Below are 23685 nucleotides of genomic sequence, written 5' to 3'. Positions count from 1 at the left end.
TGCTAAATTTAAGTCAATATTATTTTTTTCAATTTGTATTAGAAACATTGATACGTTGGCTTTATTTTCAGACATTAGAAGTATTTCAGTTTGATAAATCTTGGTTGAAAGATTTTGCACCATAGAACATTGCACTCATATCAGTAACATTTGATGTATCTCAGTTACCAATGGGTTGGTCAAATGAAGTTGCACCTTTAAACATATAACGCATATTTTTTACATTTGATGTATCTCAGTCTTGAATTCCCTCAATAAATTCATTTTCATTATCTTTAAATGCAGTCTTTAAGTTTGTGATTTCTTTAGGTAAAACACTAGGAACTTTTTTTGTAGTTTGTAAAAATTGTTTAATTTGAATTTCATCATTAATTTTTGTAATTAATTGATTTTTATCTAGTATTAAATCTTTAGATAAATTTGAAATATGTTCTATTAATAAAACTTTCAATTTAATATTCCTTTCTATTTTTTTATTTATTTTTTACTTTTGAAACAGTTAGACTATATCTTAGGTATATTTTCTTTTCATTTCATAATATTTTCTGTTGTCATAAAGATAATCAAATATAATGGTGATGAAGCAACATACACCAGTTAAAATTAAGAAAACTAAAGATTCTTTAAAAATAGAAATTGTTCCAAAAACTATAGTCAAAAGTTCAAAAATAAAAAATAATCAATTATAAATTTTTGAAAGTAAAAAATCTTTTTCCATAAATATCCTTTCTATAGGTATATCAAAGTGTATAACTTGATATCTTGAAATATTTTTTTATTTATTAAATTTAGGTCAGTGTTCTGGTTTTCAGTTAGGATTAACAAAACCTATATTTTGGTTATGTTTATTTACTACTTTTGATGTGTTTCAGTTACCAATGGGTTGGTTGAAGCTTTCTGCTCCTAAAAACATACCTGCCATATTAGTTACATTTGATTTGTTTCAGTTGTTTAGTGGTTGGCTAAATGTTTTTGCACCTTTGAACATACCTGACACATCAGTAATGTTTGATGTATTTCATTTATCAAGGTTAGTTACAATTTTGCTTTTAAGTCCATCAAATGCTCCTTTTAAACTTGTAATTTCAGATATTAATTCTTTTGGAACTTCAGTTGTGGATGGTCTAAATGGTTTAATTTGAACTGTACCATCATCAAGAGTTTTTCAACCTATTTTGACAACTTTAGTTGGATTATCTATTGCATAGATGTGTCGTGTTGTGTTTCTGATATTGGTGGTGAAATATGTTTAGGTTCTATAACTATTGGGTTCAGTTTAATGGTTGCAAGATGATTTAGTTGAATTGGTGAATTAATTGAATTGGATGTGAGTGATATTAAACATTCAACTAAATCAAAGTTTTTATATGTATCTTCTTTAAGATGTTCTTTTGCATATTCACCAGCTATATTAACTAATTTTTCATCAAATTTGTTTTCTTTTAAATCTAAAGGGTTTTTTAAATTAAATTTGTGTAGTTTTTGTTTATTATTAGAATATTTACCAATAATTGTAAGTTGTTCTAATTTTATATCTACTTCATTTATATTTTGGTCAGTATAACCAAACGTATCTTTTAAATATTTTTGAATACTTTCTAAACTTAGATTATTTTTTACATTAATTGATATTTTTTCATATTTAGGTTTACCTAATTCTAGTTCTAAACTAAACAAATCTTTTTTTGAATTCACATCAACCTTTAGTTTTAGTTGTTCATTAGCAAATCTGAATAGCTTCTTGGATTGTTTTAAATCATTTAGAATTATTTTTAAATCAAACTCTAAACTTTCTAAAAATAATTGAAAATTTTTGATAATAGTTTCATAAGTTTTATTTAAATTAATTTTGTTTTTATAATAATTATTTCAGATGGTCACAATAGAAGTTTTTAATTCATCACCAGATAATTCTTTGTGGTTAGGGGAACTTCAAGAAGTAGGTTTTCAAACACTACAAGATATAATTAAGGTAGTTAATGGTACTGATAAAGTTATTGTGGAAAGTAATATTAATAATTTTTTCAATAGTTATATGTCCTTTCTAGTTATTAAGTGATGTAAGGTATATCAAGGTGTATACCTAGATATACTTATTTAAAAAAGCATATAAGATAAAAACCTATATGCCTTGTTTGTGTTTACCAATTATGATTCAGCTTCTGCTAGTTTTTGAAATATTGAAACTAAATATTGATTGAAAGCAATATTTGCAACCACATACACAAAAATCATTAGTACTAAAACTCCAATCATTATAAATAATGCTTTTGAAAAGTTTGCTAAATCTGTATCTTTACCACTTGATTTTTTAACAAGTCATATTATATAAGTAATTAAAATTGAAAGTTGTGCTACACCAATAATTATTGTTAATGCAATATTTGCAATAACAAAGGTAAACAGTTGTATAGCACTGGTAAATTGGGTTCCAGGTTCAATTGTATTATCTTCAATTTGTTCTTTTAGTTTTAATGTTTGTGGTTCTATTAAAAGTTTATTAATTGAAGTTAAAACTGCATAAACTATAACTAAAAGTAGAATTGAACCTGCTAAATGAGTTCAATTTTGCAATAAAACACTCTTTTGAATTTTGGGATTAAAAATTCTTCCTATGTAAAAATACAAAGTGGGAATAATTATAGCAAGAAATAAAATACCCGCTATTGTTGGATAAACTATATTTAAGATAGTTTGCATTTGTTTATTAAAAACATCTGCTAATTTCAATGGTGTTTTTAAATCATTAATCGAACCACCAACTGCATTAAAATTTAATTGTATGTTATTAATGTTCAATTTTTATTTTCCTTTCTAGGTATATCAAGGTGTATAACTTGATATACCTTTATTTGTTAAATTGGGGTTGGTGTTCTGGTTTTCAGTTGGGGTTAGAAGCACCAATATTTTGTCCAAATGCATTTACATTAGATGTATCTCATTTAGATAAATCTTGGTTAAATGAAGTAGCATTATAAAACATAAAACTCATATATTTAACTTTAGAAGTATTTCACATTGAAATATCTTGGTTAAAATTTTCTGCTCCATAAAACATATAACTCATATCAGTTACATTAGAGACGTGTCACATTGAAATATCTTGGTTAAAACTATAAGCACTAGAAAACATACCTGCCATATTTGTTACATTTGAAGTATCTCAGTTACCAATGGGTTGATTGAAGTTTTTTGCATTGAAAAACATATTTGACATATTTGTTGCATTAGAAGTATTTCACATTGAAATATCTTGGTTAAAATTTTCTGCTCCATAAAACATAAAGCTCATAAATTTAACGTTAGAAGTATTTCACATTGAAATATCTTGGTTAAATTTAGTAGCATTATTAAAAGTTCAACTCATATTGGTAATGTTTGATGTATCTCAGTATTGAATTCCATCAACAAATTCGTTTTTATTTCCTTTAAAAGCAAAAGATAAGCTTGTAATTTCTTTAGGTAAGTCTTTTGGTGCTTTTTTAATGGTTATCGGCATATGTTGGATTTGAATTTCGCCAGCTTCATTTGTGAAATACCCAATTTGTAGACATTCGGTTTCATCAAAATTATAAATAGCTTGTTTAATATTTTCTGACATAAATATCCTTTCTATAGGTATATCAAGGTGTATAACTTAATATACTTTTTTTATTTGTTAGATTTTATTTGATATAAATCTAATGAATTTGGACAGTGATTTTAGATTTGCAATAATTTAATTGCTTCTAAAATGTTTTCTACTAGTTTGTTTACATCATCAGTAGAGTTATCATTGATTAGGCTAAATGCTTTTTTAACTATTTCAGTATTGTCTGGATATTCTAATTCAAAAATTTTCTCTGAACTACCACCTGTGAATTTTATAGGAAGTAAACTCAATCCTTTTTGTTTTGTTAAGTCATATTCTTGCATCATTCCTTCTGCAATATTGTTATTTTTATTTCCAAAAACAAAAACAGCAGTATCACATTTTTCTACCATTTGTTCTCTATTTTTCATATAAAGTTCTTTTATATTTACTTTTGAAATATTATTTTGTGGAAATGACATAATAGTTAAATAATCTGAGATTTGTTTATTATTTTTTAAACAGTATTCAGTTACTCCAGAAAGTAAAAAATCTCCAACTCCTTTACCATTTCCATTAACTATGTGATAGTTATTTTCTGCTAACTTGTATGCTAGTGTATGAAGAAATAATTTGGCATCATTTTCATTTTTAAAACCATCATATTTATCAGCACTACCAGAAATAAAAATTCTTTTAATTGGTTTTTCTAAACATTCGATTTTTTCAGTTTTATAATTTGTTTTTTTATTTGTTTTTGTATTCATAATTAAATCCTTTCTGTTGTTTAAATGTTTTTCTTAGAATTTTATTTTTTGAAAAAATAATAAATGATATAAGTATTAGTAAAACTAAACTAGTAATGGTCAAACCAATTAATCATTTACTCAAATTAGTAGAAATTGAATTACTTAAAATTTTTATGTCAAATTTTGTGCTACCAATTAAAATATTTGAATTTGGGTGAGATTTAATAATGAGTTGTCCTGTAAAACCTGATTTAGTAGAAAATTTTAATTTATTAAATGAATTATCATTTAATTTATAAGACAAACTACTATTATCTAAAATTTCAATTTGATAATCTTTTGTGTTATCAAAATTGATTGAAATTTTTGTTTTAAGTTTAGTTTTAATGTCTTTATCAATTAGTTTTTTCAAATGGCTTTTATTGGAAGTTAAATAAGTTGTAAGATTAAATGTAAATTGATTTAAATCAATATAACTCTTACTTGGTTTAAATTGAGATTTACTATATAAATTTCAATAATCAACTATTTTTGTATAATCATAATCAGCAATTATATTTATGTTTTTACTATCTGTATATTCCTTTAAATGTTTAAATTGATAAGTTTGTTTAAAGTCTCTTATAGTATTTGAATTTTTGTAGTTTTGATTACTAATAAAATCAAGATTTATAAAAGAAGAATTAAATAACTTTCTGTTATTAGTTATATAAGTTAATTGATATTCAATGCTTTTTGTTAAGTTTGGGTATCTTAATAAATATAATCCAACAGACAAATCTGTTTTTTTGTTATAAGAAATTCATTTGCTTGTAAAAGCAAAATCTGTTTCAGATAATTTAATATAAGATGTGTCTTTTGGTATTTTTATTGATTTTTCTAAATAAGAATTTAATGACAAAATAGCTGTTTTAGTAATAATTCCAAACTTGCTTTGTTTGTCATTATTTTTTAGTTGAATATCATATGGATCTTGATTAAATGAATTTAATTCAATAGGAGATTGTTTATTAAATTCAAAATAAGTAAGTTGGGGTTCTTTAGTAACTAATTGGTTTTTAACATTACTTTTAATATTAACTTGTTGATTATTAACAAACTGATAGTTAAATGTTTGATTTGTAGAAAATGGGATTATGAAAAATAATAAATTAAAAAATTTAGTAAGCAGGAGCATACCCCCTTTTTGTCTAAGGTATATACCTTGATATACCAATCTATATTAATTAAGTTCTTTTTTAAATGATTTAAATATTTTAAACTTAATTGTTTTGTATTTTGGAATTGTTAAAGGTTCACGAGTTATTGAATTAAATCCTTGACTTTCTGGAACTGTTTTTAGAACAAATTTTCCTAAACCATTGATTTTAAAAACACCATTTTCTGCAATTTGTAATTTTATTGAGTCAACAATTGTGTCATATATTTGGCAAAGCTCAGTGTTGGTGTAATTTGTATCTAAATTGTCTTTAACATTTCTAATGAAGTCTATTTTTTTCATATGTTAGCCCTTTCTGTTGTATTGGGTTTAAATTAAGTCAATAAACAAAAAACAACCAGGTTTTAAGTGGTTGTTATAAGCAAGACAAAAAGGCATTACTTATAAATAATGCTTTTTAATATATTATTGGTTGAGTTGTGGTACTTAAAAATATAAATATATATTGATATATTATCATAGAAATTAAATTATTTCAAGATAAAGATGAAAAAAGAATGAATTATTAAAAACAAAACCTGAAGAAAACAAAAAAGCAAAAGAAAAAACCTATTATATTAATATAAAAATATTAGTATTATTTTTTATATTATTATTCTTATATTATTATTCTTATATTATTATTCTTATATTATTATTCTTATATTGGAAATACCAAAAATTTATAGTTAAAAATTTAGTTTTTACTAAAAAAATTAATTCTGAGTAAAACTAAAATTAAAAATTGTTAAATTTATTAGTTTTTTATGTTTTAAAAGTATTAAAATCTAAAAAAATCAAAAGTTGAGTATAGCAAAAAGACCTAAATACAAATAAGAATACATTTTTTGTAAATTAGGTATAAAATATTAATTTTCTAAAATATAAAGAGTAGATTAATCTATAAGTTTTACAGAACTAGGTAAAAACTCTGCAATATCTTTTATTTTTACTTCCAGTTCTCATAAGTCTAGTGTATCTTCTACTAGAATTTTGGTTGTTTCAAGACTATTTGATGGAATTTCAAAAAATTGTTGAATAGCTTTTAATAAAATTTCATCGTTTAAATCTACAATATCATTTTTATGATATGTTTTAATGATTAAATTATCATCATCTGAAGTAGATTTTTGGATATCTTTAATTTGTGTTAATGTTTTATCATTAATTATTTTTTCAGATGTATTAGAAACATTTTCTATTTCTTTTGATAAATATTCATATTTTATAACTTTTTTATCTGGTTCGACTTGTGGTTTAACTTCGATATTTTGATTATAACCAACTGTATTTAAAACAAAATTAGATGAGTTATTAAATAACTGTTGTTTAAATTTATTTGTTAAGTTATTAGTTTTTTCAAAAATTCAATCAAAACCTGAACTTATATTTTCTAATTTTTCTTTAAACTGTTTAAATCAACAAGCAGCAACACCTAAAAGATGTAAAAATGTTTTTTTAGCATCTGAGAATTTACATTTTCCTTTTCCTTTAGTTCTTAAATATGTTTTAAAGTTATTACTATTTACCTTTTCAGGTATTGCAACTAAAACAAAGTCTTTTGTACTATCTTTATCATAAATTCAATTATGTAATACATACACTGTTTTAGTATTATCTGGATTAGAAATATGATATCCAGTTCTAGTTTTAGTTTCAACCATACTACTTCTTGGTATAATTAAACCTTTAACTAAAAAGTCACCATCTTTATATTGTTGGTTTTGTAAATTCAAAATTCACATTTTTTCGTTTTTATAAGGTGATTTATCATTTTTTAGTGATTTTAATATGTTTGAAAAGAAGTCATTTTTCATTACTCCATAATTAATATATGAATTAGTTGTTTTGTTTTTGTTGTTAATATTATCAATATTTGTGTTTGATTTAATAGTTTGGTTAATTGGTTGAGTTAATGTTTTATTTCTTTTATCTGTACCGATAAAGTTAATAAAATTATAATTAAGTAAACCAAAAACCCTAGATAGTAGTCGTTCAACATTTACTACATCTAGTTTTTTATTATAGTATTTTTTTAAGTTTTCTGGTGAATAATTAGAAGTTATAATAGTTATTAATTCTTTTTTTGTAAATAAGTCATATCTTTTGTCAAATAATTCAAAAATATAAGGATATACTCCTTGACTTAAAGTTTCTACTCCTAAATCATCAATAACTAAAACTTTACAAGTAATCAATCTTCTAATTTGATTTTGTAACACTTCTTTTGAATCAGTGAATTTTGAGTTTCAAGAGTTTTTAATTTTTTCAACTAATTCAGCTAAATTAATAAATTCTACATCCAATGATTCAGTTTTTTTTCAAAAGTCTTTATTATTATTATTAAATTCTAATTTCATTTGATTAACTAAATTATTAACAAAATAGGTTTTACCAACTCCAGGTAAACCAAAAATATAACAGCTTGTACTGTTATTTTTCAAGTTATTAAATAATGTTTCTTGTTCATTATTATTTATATCTAATTTTTTTATCATATTATATTTTTCTTTCTATGTAAATAACTTATAAAAGATATATCAAGGTATATACCCTGATATAAAAAACACTATATAAAGGTATAAACCCAAATATTTTCAGTTAATTAAAACACTTATAGAAATTTAATAATAAACCCATTAAACTTAAAAAACCACCAAAGTTAGTGTTAACTTTAAGTGGGGTAATATAAACATATGTTTATTTTTAAAATATATTTACATTTTTAAGTACCACAACAAATATATTAAAAAACCCACTGTTTATTGAAATATCTACAAGTATTTAACTTGTACACCAATCAATAATTAGTGGATTATTTTATTGTATTTTTTTAGGGTAGCGGTTCTATCTTATTATCAATAAAAATAGACACATTATTAAATAATGAACTGTGTCTATTTTTTATAAAAGTAAATCTAATATATAGTGATTATTTAACCAATACGGTTTTCTGTAATTCCATTAAATAAGTGATATTTATGAATTTTAATACCGACTTTGTCATCAATTTTTACGTTATTATCTTTTGAAGTAGTAATTACAAAGTTATTATTTGGAGTTAGCTCACAAGTTATTTGTTTATTCATTCCTAATAGTTCAGTATTAATTACACTAGCAATTATATTTGCAGTTTTATCGGTTATTTTAACTAGCTGAGCATCTTCGCTTCTAATACCTAAATATAGTTTTGTTGCTTCTTCTTTTTTAATTAATTCTAATTCTTCATCAGATAATTTAACTTTGTAATTATTAATATTTGAAATAAAGTAATTGTTTTCAAGCTTACCTTCTAAAATGTTCATTGTAGGAGTTCCAATGAACTTAGCAACAAATAAGTTGTTTGGTTTATTATAAAATTCTTCTGGTTTTCCTACTTGCTGAATAACTTGATTATTCATTAAAACAATTTTAGTAGCCATTGTCATAGCTTCTAATTGATCATGAGTAACATAAATTGTTGTAGTTCCTAAAATTCTATGAATTGAAACTAATTCAGTTCTCATTGATTCTCTTAGCTTTGCATCTAGATTTGATAAAGGTTCATCCATTAAGAACAATTTAGGTTTTCTAACAATTGCTCTTCCTAAAGCTACACGTTGTTGTTGACCTCCAGATAATTCTTTTGGTTTTTTAAATAAATATTTTTCAATATTTAATAACTTAGCAGCTCCTCTAACTCTATGATTAATGATTTCTTTTTTTTCTTTTTTCATTTCTAAACCAAAAGCTAAGTTCTTATAAACATTATAGTGAGGATATAAAGCATAACTTTGAAAAACCATAGCAATATCACGATCTTTTGGTAAAAGGTTATTAACTTTAACTCCATCAAATAATAGATCACCTTTAGTGATTGAGTTTAATCCAGCTATGATTCTCAATAACGTAGTTTTACCACATCCAGATGGACCTAGAATTACACAAAAGTCATTATCATTAATTGTTAAATCAATATTTTCTAATGTATAAAATGAGTTACCTTCATATTTTTTTGATATATTTCTTAATTCAACTTTCATACTAACCTTTTACTCCTCCAGATAATCCACCTGTAATATTTCCTTGTAACATGATAAATAATGTACTAATAGGAACTGCAACAAGTAATGAACCCGCTGCAAATGCTCCTTGTGCAATTTCTCCAGATCTATTTAATAAGCTGTTTAATCCAGTAGCCATTGTTCAGTCTCTTTGATTATCTAATAGTAATTGTGGTAATAAAACATCACCAAATGGTCCTATAAATGATCATAAAGCAATAACTGAAAGCATTGGTTTTGCTAGTGGGAAGATAATTTTAGTAAACACCTGTCAAATACTACATCCATCTATTTTTGCAGCATCATCAATGTCAGTTGAAATATTATCTAAATATCCTTTTAAAACAAAGACATTTCCAGGAATACCTCCACCAACATAAATTAGAATTAACATGATTTGACCAGTAATATGAACGGTTTCTTGTAATAATTGGAACATTACATAAAACACAATGAAACTTGAAACAGTAGGGATCATTTGAATTAACATAACAGTCATTAAACTAATTCTTTTTCCTTTGAATCTAAATCTTGAAAAAGCATATCCAACCATAGCTGTGATTAATACCATAAAAATCATAGTAATAGTTGCAATAACTAGTGAGTTTAATAACCAATATCCAAAGAAGGTACGTTCAAATAAATAACTAAAGTTAGCAAAACTGAATGCAAATCTCTTAAAGTCAAATCTACCAAGTGTTCCTAATTTTCCAGCAGTTGAAGTTGATTCATTAGCTGAATACCAGTTAAATGCTTGTAAAACAACTTGAGTAATTGGCACTATTATGATTAAAGCTCATGCAATTAGAACTAGATAAATAAATGCTAGTCCAATTTTTCCATAAATACTTAGTGGTGGTTTATCTGATAAATAAAGTTTTCCAAATGTTTCTGTTAAAAATCTTACATATTTAACATAGGCATTATTTTTTTCTTTTTTAAGTTCTTGTTCGATAATAAAGATTAACTCATTTTGATATTGTGATATTTCATTGTAGTTAACTAAATCTTTACTTAATAATGAGTCTGATTTTTTAACTGATTCTCAGACATATATTTCATTTTTTAAAATTTCATAAATTGTAGCTGATTGAATAATTTTAGTATTTAAATTTAATTCTTTATATACAGCTATATTAATAGCTACAACTTTAGATCAATTTTTATAATGATCTAATTGATCGATTTTTGTTTTTTTAAAAAACTCATTTTCTAAATGTTCTTCCTTAAAAATGATTTTTTCAATTTTTTTAGCAAATGATTCTGAAATTTCATAAGCTGTTTTTAAAATTAATAATTCAAATAATTCTTTTGCTTTATTAAAGTTTATTTTATTATCTTTGTTTTTTAAAGCATATAAATAAGCTAAACTAGATAATTTAATAATGTATAAGTGATTGTAATATTTATTAAAGTTTAAATGTTTTGATCTAAAATAAGTTTCACTTAAACTAGCTTGAAAATCGATTAAATCCTTTTCTTTAAAAATTAACTTAGCAAATTTTAAACTTTCAGCATCTATTTTGTAACTTTTATTATTAATTTTTAATGTGTTATAGTGAACAAATTTTTCGTTTTGTTCTTCTTTTTTAGTTTCAGATTTGTCTAAAACTTTAGGATTAGTTAATAAACGTAGTTCTTTTGCAAGTCTTTCATTTATTTCTTCACTACAATACAATCTAAATTTTTCTTTAGATTTTCTATTTTCAACAAGTTTTTCTCATCAACTTTTTTTATGAGTATCAACTTGATAAGTTAAAGATTTTTTTAAAGCTAAAATTATAGTTTCTTGAATAGTGATGTTTTCAACATTATTATTAACTAATTCATTAAATGCTTGTTCTAATAAATCATTAATTTTATTAAAAGCATAATTTTCTGATAGATGTTCATGTTGAATAATATTTAATGAAACAAAGTCCATAGCTTCTTTGTGAGTCTCATAGGTTAATAAAAACTCACTAGCTAAGATTTTTCCTAATTTTTCAAGATTGATTTTTTTAAAATAAGTTACAATAATAGCATCTATTTTTTTTCAACTATTTAAAAATTCGTATAATTCTAAATTTTTAAAATCAAAGTGATCAAAATCTTTTAAAGATCTTTGTTTTTCATAAACATTAATTTCATTAATAATTTCTTTTTCAACATACTTGCTTTCGATGATTTGATTCATTGTTTTATTAGAAGTAGATATATTGAAATTATTTTTATCATTAAATGTTGAAAAACTATTTGCTACTAATAGTAATAATAAACCTTCAATTAACTTAGAATCAGTTGTAAATTTTTTATAAATATCTACAATGTTTCCAACTATATAATTACTTTTAATAAATAATTGATAATCTTTTATTTTATTTGTGCTTTTAATTGCTTCATCTTCTAATAATTTAGTTTTAATAATATTTCAGTTATTAGATTTTTTAAAATTAGAAAAGTCATATTTTTCTACAGGTTTTAATAAACTAGAAAATACTAAAGCTTTTTGATCAACATTTTGTTTTACTTCTGTTTTCATAGCTACTTTACTCCTTAGTTTTTAAATGCTTTCATTTTTCTAAATCCATTAGCTGAAGTACCAACAACAATAAATGATGAAACAATAATAAATGAAGCAGCAATACCATAAGTATATCTATCAGGGTGAGTAGATAATTTGAACACAAATGAAATTAAAATATCTGTAATTCCTGGTTGACCTGGGTAAGGTTCACCTTTTGCATTTAAAGCTTGTGGGTTAGCACCAAATAGATAAATAATTCCAAAGTTACCAAAGTTAAAGACAAATTGTCCAACTAATAAAGGAGCTACTTGAGTAAGAATTAATGGTAAAGTAATTCTTGTTAATTGTTTTCATTTAGATGCTCCATCAATTGTTGATGAGTCATATAAATCTTTAGATATACCTTGTAAAACTCCAGTAATTAATAAGAACATATATGAATGTCCTAATCAAGTTTGAAGTAGAATTAAAAAAATACGGGCTTGTGTTTGTTGAGAAGTTCAACCACTTACTCCAATCCATTTATAAGTAAAGTTATTAAATTCAATACTTGATAGTAAAATAGCAAACACCATTATCATAATAAATGCAGGAACAGCTCAAGGTAAAATGTAAATTAATCTAAAAATACGTTTTCCTTTTAATCTTTCATTATTTACTAATAAAGCAAATAATGAACCAACAACAATAACTGATATAGTAGTAGCAATAACTCAAGTAAATGTTCAACCTATAACATATAAAAATGATGGGAAGTATTCTCCTCCAAAAATAGATTTAAAGTTATCAAAACCAACTCATTTAATAATTTGTCCTGGTCGTCCTGGGTCGTTTCCTTTTCCATAGTTAGTAAAGGCAATTAAAATAGTTGAAATGATTGGAACTAGTACTATAAACATAATTCCTATAATTGCTGGAATTGATAAAATATAAGGAATTCCATGTGATTTTAAGAATTTTCTAGTTTGACTAAAAGTACTTGCACGTGAACCTATTCGCATTTTTTTTGCATTATTTTTTGAATCCATTCACGTTGAAAAGATACTAATACAAATCCAAAAGGCAATTATTAATGAAATTATTCCTTCAATTAAATAAAAACGTCCATCACCATCAGGATTATCTGCTCCAAAATCAATTAGTCCTAATAAACCATTACCTCCAACATTACCAATACCAAAAGCATATGCTCCAAATATAGCAAATAGTGGTAATGTTAAAAACATCACTATTGCTTTTTTATATTGACCATTAATTAGTGGACCTACTCCTGGAATTCAACCAAATATAATACTTAATACTTGTTTTCAAACAGGATATTCAATTGGTAAGTTATTTTTAATATTTTCTATTTCTGAAGTGTATTCTAATCTATTTTTATTTTTTTCAACTTTGTAATTATGTTTTAAGTTTTTTCAATTATCTTTAGCTTTTTTAACAGCATTATCTGATTTAATTTCTTTAATATTTTGTTTATGTTCTAATTTAAGGTTTTTCTTTTCACTTTTTGTTGTAGCAAATTCTAATTGAGTTTTAAAATCTTCATTAGCTTGTATAATAACTTTTTTAGTTAATTCATCATGTTGCTTTTTATTTTTTAAAATTTCAACATAATCTTGTTTAGCTTTGTTAATTTTATCTATAAAATCATAATCTATTTGTTGTTTTTTAATTAAGAACTTTTCTTTAGCTTTAGCATTTAAACTAGCAACTTCTCAATCATAATTATATTCAATTCCTTGTTGATAGATTTCACTAGTTCTTTTAGCTTTTGTAATTGGATCTAAATTTTTAATTTCATTTAATTCTTGCTTAATCTTTTGACTAACAGCATTTTTTTTCTCTATAAAAGTAGTTGCGTTTTTATTGTGTGATTTGATATGAAATGTATAATCGTTAGTACTAAATAATAAACGTAATTCTTGTACTTTTCTTTTTGCAATCTTATAAGTAGTAGAAATAAATTTCTTTTTGTATTTATAAGTAAAATCATTTAAAAACTTTAGATAAGCTACATAATAACTATTAGCTTTTGTTTTTAAGTTTTTAATTTCTTGATTTCTTGCATCATAAATAATTTGGCTTAATTGCAAACGTGCTTTGATTTTAAACATATCTTGAATATAATCTTCATCTTTATTAACAAAGTTTTGTTCAATAGCTTTAATATCAAATACAAATTTGTTATCAGCTGTTTTATTTAAATACATTGCAAAATTTTCTTTTAATTTAGCATACATATTGTTATGTATATTATTTTTAGCAAATTCTAAAAAGATCTTTGCAAGTTCTTTATTTGAAAAAGTATAAGAACTATTAGCTATATTTTTTTGAGTTTGATCTAATTCTTCAAATTCTTTTTCAAAATCAGAGTATTTAACTTTTTTTAATTCATTAAAAACTTCTTCTTTAGTTTTTAAGCTTTTATAAAACTCTATATGATTCATATTAACCTCACTTTCTAAAATCTATATTCTCTTTTTTTCATTTTTTGATAACGCAAACTTCTTTTTAGCTCATAAATATCTTTTATTATGAAATAAAAACTTATAATCACTAGTACAAATAAAACAATGCTGATTATGCTTGGATAAGTTATTTTTTTAGTTAATATTAGTTCTCCAAAAGCAAAACCAAATCAAATAACAAGCCATAGACCAATATAAACATAACCAACTGTTATTCTATTCATAGCTAATATTGTGTAAATTGCAAATATAATTACAAGTGCAACATTTAAAAGATATCTAATCATTCAAGTTTTTAAAAAATAAGCATGCGGATTTTTTAAAGCTTCTTTAGATAAATTTTGCTGTTTTACAACAATTAATCTGTAATCAATCAGCATTGCAGTACTTAACATTACTACAAATACTAAACAAATAGCTAAAATAAAATAAGCGTTGTATTTTTTAATATTTGTCTTGTGTCCAAAAGCTTGTTGAAAGTCCATTTGTACCTCTGTTTTAAAAACTACCAATTTTAAAATTGGTAGTATTATTAATTAATTAAATTATATTAAACTAATATTATTAGTGGAATTTGTATTGAGCTTTTTCTTTCTTATAAGTTGATCTAAAAATTTCTGAGAATTTTTGTTTCATTCCTTCATTTTGTTTTTTATTAAAAGTTGAACCAAACGCAGTTCCATAAACTCCTCAATAAATACCAAACAACTCATTATCAGCTCTTGGTGCTACATCGGCATCTTTTCCAGTTTTTTCATAACCTTTAACAATGCTTTCATAAGCTTGACCAATTATTTTTCTGTTTTCTTTTTCAGCTTCTAATTCTTCTTTTGTTTTTTTAACACCTTTTTCATTTAACTCTGGGATATTTATTCCCTCTTTTAATTCTTTAACTAAATTATCAGCAACGTCTTTATAAGCACTAATTTTTCCATCAACAAATGCCATTTCAGTAGCATATTCTTTTTTAGAAATTTCTTTTATAAATTCAAGAGCTGCTGAGGTTTTATCCATTTCTTCACCTTTATTATTTTTTAATTTTGTGTTTGAAATAGATGATTTAATACCTCAACCATATCCTCCAGCAAATCCAGTTAGTTTACTATCACCATTAAAAGTAATATCTCCAATTGAAGCAAATCCAAACTTAGCATTCTTGTTTTTAACAGCTTTTTTCATAGTTTCAAGTTTTGAACTAACTTCTCAAGGACCAACTAAAGTCATTGCAGTTGTTCCATCTCTTAAAGCATCATCTAAAATTTGACCAATTTGTCCGGCCGCACCACCATAAATTTGATTAATGTGTCCACCTAATGATTTAACATAATTAACTATAGTTTCAGTTGTTTTATCAAAGTCATTTTTAAATTTATCATTTTCTCAAATTGAATCAAAATCATCAATGTTTGTTGTGTTTATAGGTTTACCTTTTTTAACTCAAACCATTCCTAAAGATGATTTTTCATCCTTTTCAGCTGATATTTCATCAGATTTTTTATTTATAATAGAGTTTAATAACATACCTCCATGGAAAGAACCACCTGCATCAATATATGCTAATGGTGCACCTTTATGAATATCCGTAACATTTTCAACATCTTTAGGGTTTGCAAATTTATAGCTATTAGTTTGCGCATGATTTAATTTAATCAAGTTTTCAATATTTGCTTTTGGCTTATCTTTAAGTTTCCCATTAGATGGATCTTTTTCTCCATATTTTTCTAAAGTTTCATTTTTATTTAATTTTTCTACTTCAGAACCTACCAAATATGAATATTCTTTACCATCAGAACCCTTTTCTTTTTTAATTCCTAATCTGTCTTCATTAAAAATTCAAACCATATTTTCAATTGACATAGGAATCATTCCAAATTGACGTTTACCTTTAATATCTGTACCTATAGCTGTTTTTCAAGAATTTTCATTTTTAGTTATTTGAATTCCATCAACCCCTGCTTTATTTTCAACAACTTTTAATCCAAGACGTTCACTAGCTTCTTTATCGTCAGCTATACTCTTTTTAATATGTTCTGTTAAGTCTTTTAAAGTATTTTGATTTAAATATTGAGGGAAACGATCTAAAGGAACAGCAAAGACATCTGAAACTCCTTTATCTCTAACTCCCCTTAAATCAATTAATCCTTTTTCTGCAAAAATATCGATTTGTTTTAATTTAACTCTTCACTTATATCCTTGTTCTTCAAATTTTTTATTGACTTTATCAGCAGCTTTTTGATAAATTGGCATTCATTTATCATTTGCTTGAACAACTATATCTGTATTATTACGTGTTTTACATGCTAACACAGTTAAAGTAGACCCACCAACAACAACTAAACTAGTTAACATTGTTAATATTTTTTTCATAATTTATCATCTCTTTTAATAAGTTAATTTATCTCTATTGGAATATAATGCATAAAATATCTCGATTTTGCATTATTCATTTTTATTTTAATATTTATGAGAAATTCATTTTTAAACACTTGTTAAACAAAACCCATATCTTGTCTATACAACAATTGATTTTAGCTAAGTAAATAAGGGATTTTTTAAAATTTTACTAGTCTAAAAACCATTAAATTATTGCTCAAAATAAGATAAAAAAATTCAAGTTTTTATTACTTGAATTTTTGTATAAATTTTTTAAAAGTTTTATTTTATTAATTAATGGAACTTGTATTGTGATTTTTCTTTTTTATAAGTTGTTCTAAAAATATCAGCAAATTTCTCTTTCATTCCTTTATTTTGTTTTTTGTTAAATGTTGAACCAAAAGCAGTTGTATAAGCTTCTCAATAAATACCAAATAACTCATTATCAGCTCTTGGTGCTACATCAGCATCTTTTCCAGTTTTTTCATACCCATCAATAATACTTTGATAAGCTTCACCAATTATTTGTCTATTTTCTTTTTCAGCTTTGATTTCTTCAGCAGTTTTCTTAACACCTTTATCATTTAATTCTGGAATATTAATTCCTTCTTTTAGTTCTTTAACTAAAAAATCAGCAATATCACTATAAGCACTAATTTTTCCATCAACAAATGCCATTTCAGTAGCATATTCCTTTTTAGAAATTTCTTTTATAAACTCAATAGTTGCTGCTGTCTTATCCATTTCTTCACCTTTATTATTTTTTAGTTTTAGATTTAAAATAGATGATTTAATACCTCAACCATATCCACCAGCAAATCCAGTTAGTTTATTTTTACCTTTATTAAAACTAATATCTCCAATTGATGCAAATCCAAATTTATGTCCTTTATTTTTAGGAGCTTTTCTCATAGTTTCAAGTTTTGAACTAACTTCTCAAGGACCAACTAAAGTCATTGCTGTTGTTCCATCTCTTAAGGCATCATCTAAAATTTGATTAATTTGACCAGCTGCTCCTCCATAAATTTCAGTAATATGTCCACCTAATGATTTAACATAATCAACAATAGTTTGAGTTGTTTGATTAAAATCATCTTTAAACATATCATTTTCTCAGATTGAATCAAAATCATCAATATTTGTTGAATTTAATGATTTATTTTTATTAACTCAAACCATTCCTAAAGATGAATTATCAGCTTTTAATTTACTAATATCATCAGCTCTTTTATTTAAAATAGAATTTAAAAACATTCCACCTTGAAATGAAGCACCAGCATCAACAAATGCTAAAGGAGCACCTTTATTAACGTTTTCTTTATCTTCAATTTCATTTAGATTTTCAAATTTATAATCATTAGTTTGAGCTTTATTTAAAATAATTAAATTTTCAATACTTGCTTTTGGTTTTTCTGATAATTTTTTACCCACACCATCTTTTTCTTCATATTTTTCTAATTTATTTTTAACTTTTTCAAGTTCAGAACCAACTAAATATGCATATAGCTTATTATCATCGCCTTTTTCTTTTTTAATTCTTAATCTATTTTCATCAAATAATCAAATCATATTTTCAATAGACATAGGAATTATTCCATATAAACGATTACCTTTTAAATCACTACCTAGAACTGATTTTCAAGTATTAACATTTTTTTCTAATTTAATAGCATCAACTCCAGATTTACTATTATCGATTTTTATTCCAAAACGATCTTCATCTTCTTTTGTTTTTATTAAATCTTTTTTAATATATTCAGTTAAATCTTTTAAAGTATTTTGATTTATATACTGAGGGTAGCGATCTAGTGGAATTGCAAAAATATCTGAAATTCCTTTATCTCTAACTCCTCTTCCATCAATTAATTTTTTTTCATCAAATAACCCAATTTCTTTTAATTTAACTCTTCACTTATATCCTTGTTCTTCAAATTTTTTATTTACCTTATTAGCAGCTTGTTGATAAATTGGAACTCATTTATCATTTGCTTGAACAACTATATCAGTGTTGTTAGTTGTTTTACATGCTAACACTGTTAAAGCAGATCCACCAACAACTACTAAACTAGTTAGCATTGTTAATATTTTTTTCATAATTTATCATCTCTTTTAAAGTTTTAATTTATCTCATTTGTGTATATAATGCATATGATTTTTTCATATAGTCACTATTCATTTTTATTTTATTCTTTATACTAATTTCTTTGTAAAAGCATATCTAACAAACTTGCTATCTTGTCTATACAATAATTAGCATTAATTGATAAATAAACCTATACAATATATAAAAAAGAATTAATATTAATTAGGTATATTAGTTTTTAAAAAGGAGAGATGATGGTAAATATAGAGCGTGCAGCTATTTTACATATACCAAAATCTAATATGGCCTATTGTTATGATAAAGACAGAATTCATATCGTTTTAAGAGCTAAAAAAAATAACTTAAAAGAAGTGATTTTTCATTGCAGTGAGCCTTTTGAACCAAAAGTTGTAGTTGAAACAAATAACTATGATTTAAACTTAGAAAAAACAGCTATGAGAAAGGTTGGATCAACTGAAATTTATGATTATTGATTTATTTCAGTTAAACCACCATTTAAACGTTTATCTTATTATTTTGAACTAGCTAGTGAAAATGAAAGAATCTATTATAGTCAAAAAGGATTTTATCCACTTGAAAAAATAAAAATTGCACAAGCTAGTCAGTTTAGTTTTCCTTGAATGAATGAAATTGATATTTTTGATGTTCCAACTTGAGTAAAAGACACAATTTGATATCAAATTTTTCCAGAAAGATTTGCTAATGGAAATCCTGAAATTTCACCAAAAAATGTTTTAGCTTGAAATTCAGATGCTCCAGCTGCAGATAATTTTTTTGGAGGAGATCTACAAGGAATTATTGATCATTTAGATCATTTAGTTGAACTTGGTGTTAATGGATTATATTTATGTCCAATTTTTAAAGCAAGAACAAATCATAAATATGATACTATTGACTATTTTGAAATTGATCCACATTTTGGAGATAAAAAAACTTTTAAAAAGCTAGTTGAAGAATGTCATAAAAGAAATATTAAAGTAATGCTAGATGCTGTGTTTAATCATTTTGGATATTGACATCCTTACTGACAAGATGTTTTAAAAAACCAAGAAAAATCAAAATATAAAGATTGATTCTATATTAACAAATTTCCTGTACAAAAATTAGATGAAAATCTAACTGAAAATACTAGTTTAGATTTAAACTATTACACATTTGCATTTACTGGATATATGCCAAAAGTAAATACAAGTAACCCTGAAGTTAAAAAATACCTTTTAGAAGTTGCTAGATATTGAGTTGAAGAATTTGATATTGATGCATGAAGATTAGATGTTGCTAATGAAATTGATCATCATTTTTGAAGAGAATTTAGACAAGTTGTAAATCAAAAAAAACGTACTTATATTCTTGGAGAAGTTTGAAGTGATTCTAATCCTTGATTAAAAGGTGATCAGTTTGATGGAGTTATGAACTATGTTCTAACAAGACAAATTATTGATTTTGTAGCAACTAGAGAAATTGATGTTAGAAGATTTAAAAATCGTGTTACAAACGTTATCTTTTTATATCAAAAAAACATTTGACCTGGAATGTTTAACTGTTTAGCAAGTCATGATACAGCTAGATTATTAACATTATGTGAAAATGATCCAAATAGATTAAAATTAGCTTATTCTATTTTATTTACTTTATCTGGTTCTCCAAGTATTTATTATGGTGATGAAATTGGATTAGATGGTGCTCATGATCCAGGTTGTAGAAAATGTATGATTTGAGATAAATCTCAATGAAATTTAGATATTTTTAATCATTTAAAAAATCTAATTAAAGTAAGAAAAGCTCATCCAACTATTGGATCTTATGGATTTTTAGAATTTAAATCATATGATGAAGAAAAACAATATTTAGAATATATTAAAACTGATACTAAAACTCATTATTTAATCTTAGTTAATAATAGTGATAATCAAATAGAAGTTGAGCATGCTGATTTAATTAATAACACTGAATTATTAACTAATGAAAAACAAACTAGTTCTAAAGTTGTTTTAAAACCATTATCTATGAAAATATTTAAACTAAATTAAGCATCTTAGATGCTTTTTTTAGTTGTATGCACAATATTTTTTAATTACTAAATAATAATATTTATTATTATTTAAAACTTAATTTAGAATTTTTATGTAATTAATTGCAAGGAGAGTTATGAAAGTAATAGATAGAGTTGCTATTCATCACCAACAAAGATCTAATATGGCATATTGTTATGATAAAGACTATATTCATATTATTTTAAGAACAAAAAAAGATGATTTAAAAAAAGTAATTATTCATCATGGAGATCCTTTTTTACGTGGACATTATTTATTAGGTAATGATTATATTGACTTAAAACCAAAAGAAATGACTAAAAGTGGATCAACTAAGTTATATGATTATTGATTTGTTGAAGTAAAACCCGAATTTAAACGCCTAACTTATTTTTTTGAATTATTTGGAATAGAAGATGATCATTGTTATTTTGGTGAAAAAGGCTTTTATGAAACTGATGATTTTAAAATGATAAATACTGGAGGTTGAGGGTTTAATTATGCTTGAATGAATCCAAATGATGTTTATCAAGCTCCAGATTGAATAAATGATACTATTTGATATCAAATTTTTCCAGAAAGATTTGCTAATGGAAATAAAAATAACGATCCAAAAAACACTTTAGCTTGAAATTCTACTGATCCTAGTTTTGATTCTTATTTTGGAGGAGATCTACAAGGAATTATTGATCATTTAGATCATTTAGTTGAACTTGGTGTTAATGGATTATATTTATGTCCAATTTTTAAAGCAAAAAGCAATCATAAATATGACACAATAGATTATTTACAAATCGATCCTAACTTTGGAGATAAAAAAACTTTTAAAAAACTAGTTGAAGAATGCCATAAAAGAAATATTAAGATTATGTTAGATGCTGTATTTAATCACGCTGGGTATTGAAACAAATTCTGACAAGATGTTTTAAAAAACCAAGAAAACTCAAAATATAAAGACTGATTTTATATAAATAAATTCCCTTTACAAGAACAAATAGTTGATAAAAATAATAACAAAAAAACAGTTAATAATTACTATACTTTTGCATTTCATGAAGTAATGCCAAAAATTAATACAACTAATAAAGAAGCTAAAAAATACTTATTAAAAGTTGCTAATTATTGAATTAAAGAATTTGATATTGATGCTTGAAGATTAGATGCAGCAAATGAAGTTGATCATGAGTTTTGAAGAGATTTTAGAAAAACAGTTAATAAAAATAAATCAATTTATATACTTGGTGAAATTTGAGGTTATGCTCATCCTTGGCTAAAAGGAGATCAATTTGATGGAGTAACTAATTATATGATTACAAGTCCAATTTGTGAACTTGTAACAAAAACAATTAAACCATCTAAGTTTAACGACAAAACTACTGAAGTTTTAAATAATTATCCTAGAAATGTTTTTAAAGGAATGCTAAATTGCTTAACAAGCCATGATACTACTAGATTATTAACTTTATGTAATAATGATATAAGAAAGTTTAAACTAGCTTATTCACTAGTATTTATGTTAGCTGGATCACCAAGTATTTATTATGGTGATGAAATTGGGTTAGATGGAGCTCATGATCCTTTAAATAGAAAATGTATGAACTGAAACAAAGATCAGTGAAATCATGAAATCTTTAATTATTTAAAAAAACTAATTCAAATTAGAAAAGAAAATCCAGTTTTAGGATCTTATGGAACTTTAAAATACACATTAATTAATGATGATAAAAACTATTTAGAATTTATTAAATATGATGATAATAATACTTATTTAATTTTAGTTAATAATAGTGATGATAAATTAGAAATTAAAAAAGAAGAATTAGTTAATAATATTGATTTAATTTCAAATCAAATTCAAACTAATAAAACTATTAGTTTAGATCCAATTTCTATGAAAGTGTTTAAAATAAAATAATGAAATTTAAAGGTGTTATTTTTGATTTAGATGGAGTAATTACAGATACTGCACCATTACATTTTTTAGCATGATCTCAAGCTGTTAAAACTATTGGAATTAGTAGTTTAGATAAATCTTTTTTAGATAAATTAAGAGGAATTAGCAGAAAAGAATCATTAAAAATAATTTTAGATTTTTATAATCTAAAATTAACTACTAATCAATTTAATAACTTATTAGAGCAAAAAAATTTACTATATAAAAAGACATTACAAAGTATTGATAAAAGTTGAATATTACCTGGAATAATTGATTTTACTAAAGATTTAAAAAAGCATAATATTAAAATTTGTTTAGGTAGTTCTAGTTTTAATGCAAAAGATATTTTAACTAAATTAGAACTAATTAATGATTTTGATTATTTAGTTAACCCAAATGAAATTAAAAACTCAAAACCAGCTAGTGATATCTTTTTAAAAGCTAGTGAATTATTGGGTTTAGATGTAAAAGAGTGTGTTGTTATTGAAGATGCCATTGCTGGAGTTAAAGCAAGTCATAATGCTAGTATTTTTTGCATAGGTATTAATGTTGATGCTGATATTAGATTAGAATCAACAGCTGATTTATCAATTAATTTATTAAAATAAACTTATATTTATTGAAAGAACTCTAGTTTTTTAACTAGAGTTTTTATATCTTGATAAAGTTATATTGTTATGTTATATTATTATGTTGCAATATAA

18 protein-coding genes and 1 pseudogene are annotated in these 23685 nt (G+C 24.1%); 4 read left to right on the top strand and 15 right to left on the bottom strand.

Annotation, left to right across the window (positions count from 1 at the left end; all coding sequences use genetic code 4):
- Positions 1 to 70: 70 nt before the first annotated feature.
- Both V2P32_RS00895 and V2P32_RS00890 read right to left on the bottom strand, forming a co-directional pair.
- Positions 71 to 418: pseudogene (locus tag V2P32_RS00895) on the bottom strand (BspA family leucine-rich repeat surface protein); the annotation flags it as partial.
- A gap of 357 nt (positions 419 to 775) precedes the next feature.
- Complete coding sequence (locus V2P32_RS00890; RefSeq protein WP_434343710.1) at positions 776 to 988, bottom strand: BspA family leucine-rich repeat surface protein; 213 nt, start codon at positions 986 to 988, stop codon at positions 776 to 778.
- Here V2P32_RS00890 and V2P32_RS00885 point away from each other — a divergent pair.
- A complete protein-coding gene (locus V2P32_RS00885) occupies positions 981 to 1208 on the top strand; it encodes a hypothetical protein (protein WP_434324693.1) in 228 nt (75 codons plus the stop codon). The genes V2P32_RS00890 and V2P32_RS00885 overlap by 8 nt on opposite strands.
- Here V2P32_RS00885 and V2P32_RS00880 read toward each other — a convergent pair.
- The 13 genes from V2P32_RS00880 to V2P32_RS00820 all read right to left on the bottom strand — a co-directional run bounded on the left by V2P32_RS00880 (position 1198) and on the right by V2P32_RS00820 (position 19002).
- Positions 1198 to 2028: a hypothetical protein gene (locus tag V2P32_RS00880; protein WP_434343709.1), complete on the bottom strand. Its 831-nt coding sequence runs from the start codon at positions 2026 to 2028 to the stop codon at positions 1198 to 1200. The two genes, V2P32_RS00885 and V2P32_RS00880, sit on opposite strands and share 11 nt — an antisense overlap.
- Positions 2029 to 2148: 120 nt before the next feature.
- Complete coding sequence (locus tag V2P32_RS00875; protein ID WP_011387063.1) at positions 2149 to 2799, bottom strand: hypothetical protein; 651 nt, start codon at positions 2797 to 2799, stop codon at positions 2149 to 2151.
- A gap of 49 nt (positions 2800 to 2848) precedes the next feature.
- The gene (locus V2P32_RS00870) at positions 2849 to 3601 is read right to left on the bottom strand and encodes a BspA family leucine-rich repeat surface protein (RefSeq protein ID WP_434343708.1); all 753 of its coding nucleotides are present in this window, start codon (positions 3599 to 3601) and stop codon (positions 2849 to 2851) included.
- 101 nt (positions 3602 to 3702) lie between these two features.
- Positions 3703 to 4338: a hypothetical protein gene (locus tag V2P32_RS00865; RefSeq protein ID WP_434343462.1), complete on the bottom strand. Its 636-nt coding sequence runs from the start codon at positions 4336 to 4338 to the stop codon at positions 3703 to 3705.
- Complete coding sequence (locus V2P32_RS00860; RefSeq protein ID WP_434343707.1) at positions 4319 to 5497, bottom strand: hypothetical protein; 1179 nt, start codon at positions 5495 to 5497, stop codon at positions 4319 to 4321. The genes V2P32_RS00865 and V2P32_RS00860 overlap by 20 nt, the downstream gene beginning before the upstream one ends.
- Before the next feature lie 45 nt (positions 5498 to 5542).
- A complete protein-coding gene (locus V2P32_RS00855) occupies positions 5543 to 5821 on the bottom strand; it encodes an HU family DNA-binding protein (protein WP_434343464.1) in 279 nt (92 codons plus the stop codon).
- A 593-nt stretch (positions 5822 to 6414) separates the two neighbouring features.
- Complete coding sequence (locus V2P32_RS00850) at positions 6415 to 8016, bottom strand: ATP-binding protein (protein ID WP_434343706.1); 1602 nt, start codon at positions 8014 to 8016, stop codon at positions 6415 to 6417.
- 438 nt (positions 8017 to 8454) lie between these two features.
- On the bottom strand, positions 8455 to 9540 hold the full coding sequence (locus tag V2P32_RS00845; RefSeq protein WP_434343705.1) for an ABC transporter ATP-binding protein: 1086 nt from the start codon (positions 9538 to 9540) through the stop codon (positions 8455 to 8457).
- 1 nt (position 9541) lies between these two features.
- A complete protein-coding gene (locus V2P32_RS00840) occupies positions 9542 to 12082 on the bottom strand; it encodes a sugar ABC transporter permease (RefSeq protein ID WP_434343704.1) in 2541 nt (846 codons plus the stop codon).
- A gap of 14 nt (positions 12083 to 12096) precedes the next feature.
- Positions 12097 to 14514, bottom strand: coding sequence for an ABC transporter permease subunit (locus V2P32_RS00835; protein WP_434343703.1), 2418 nt, complete (start codon positions 14512 to 14514; stop codon positions 12097 to 12099).
- Between the two features lie 14 nt (positions 14515 to 14528).
- On the bottom strand, positions 14529 to 15020 hold the full coding sequence (locus tag V2P32_RS00830) for a hypothetical protein (protein WP_434343702.1): 492 nt from the start codon (positions 15018 to 15020) through the stop codon (positions 14529 to 14531).
- Positions 15021 to 15099: 79 nt separating this feature from the next.
- A complete protein-coding gene (locus V2P32_RS00825) occupies positions 15100 to 16902 on the bottom strand; it encodes a lipoprotein (RefSeq protein ID WP_434343701.1) in 1803 nt (600 codons plus the stop codon).
- Positions 16903 to 17202: 300 nt separating this feature from the next.
- Positions 17203 to 19002, bottom strand: a complete 1800-nt coding sequence (locus V2P32_RS00820; RefSeq protein ID WP_434343700.1) for a lipoprotein — start codon at positions 19000 to 19002, stop codon at positions 17203 to 17205.
- 243 nt (positions 19003 to 19245) lie between these two features.
- Between V2P32_RS00820 and V2P32_RS00815 the strand changes: the two genes are divergently transcribed.
- The 3 genes from V2P32_RS00815 to pgmB all read left to right on the top strand — a co-directional run bounded on the left by V2P32_RS00815 (position 19246) and on the right by pgmB (position 23589).
- The gene (locus V2P32_RS00815) at positions 19246 to 21042 is read left to right on the top strand and encodes a glycoside hydrolase family 13 protein (RefSeq protein WP_434343699.1); all 1797 of its coding nucleotides are present in this window, start codon (positions 19246 to 19248) and stop codon (positions 21040 to 21042) included.
- Positions 21043 to 21160: 118 nt separating this feature from the next.
- A complete protein-coding gene (locus V2P32_RS00810) occupies positions 21161 to 22960 on the top strand; it encodes a glycoside hydrolase family 13 protein (RefSeq protein WP_434343698.1) in 1800 nt (599 codons plus the stop codon).
- Complete coding sequence (gene pgmB / locus V2P32_RS00805) at positions 22960 to 23589, top strand: beta-phosphoglucomutase (RefSeq protein WP_434343697.1); 630 nt, start codon at positions 22960 to 22962, stop codon at positions 23587 to 23589. Before V2P32_RS00810 ends, pgmB begins: the two co-directional genes overlap by 1 nt.
- Positions 23590 to 23685 lie beyond the last annotated feature (96 nt).

The organism is Mycoplasma sp. 06067-C1-B144P-99-0482-3, assembly GCF_051053925.1.
Classification (GTDB): domain Bacteria; phylum Bacillota_I; class Bacilli_A; order Mycoplasmatales; family Mycoplasmataceae; genus Mycoplasma; species Mycoplasma leachii.
The sequence above is the reverse complement of the archived record's forward strand: the minus strand, read 5'-3'. Positions and strand labels throughout refer to the sequence as shown.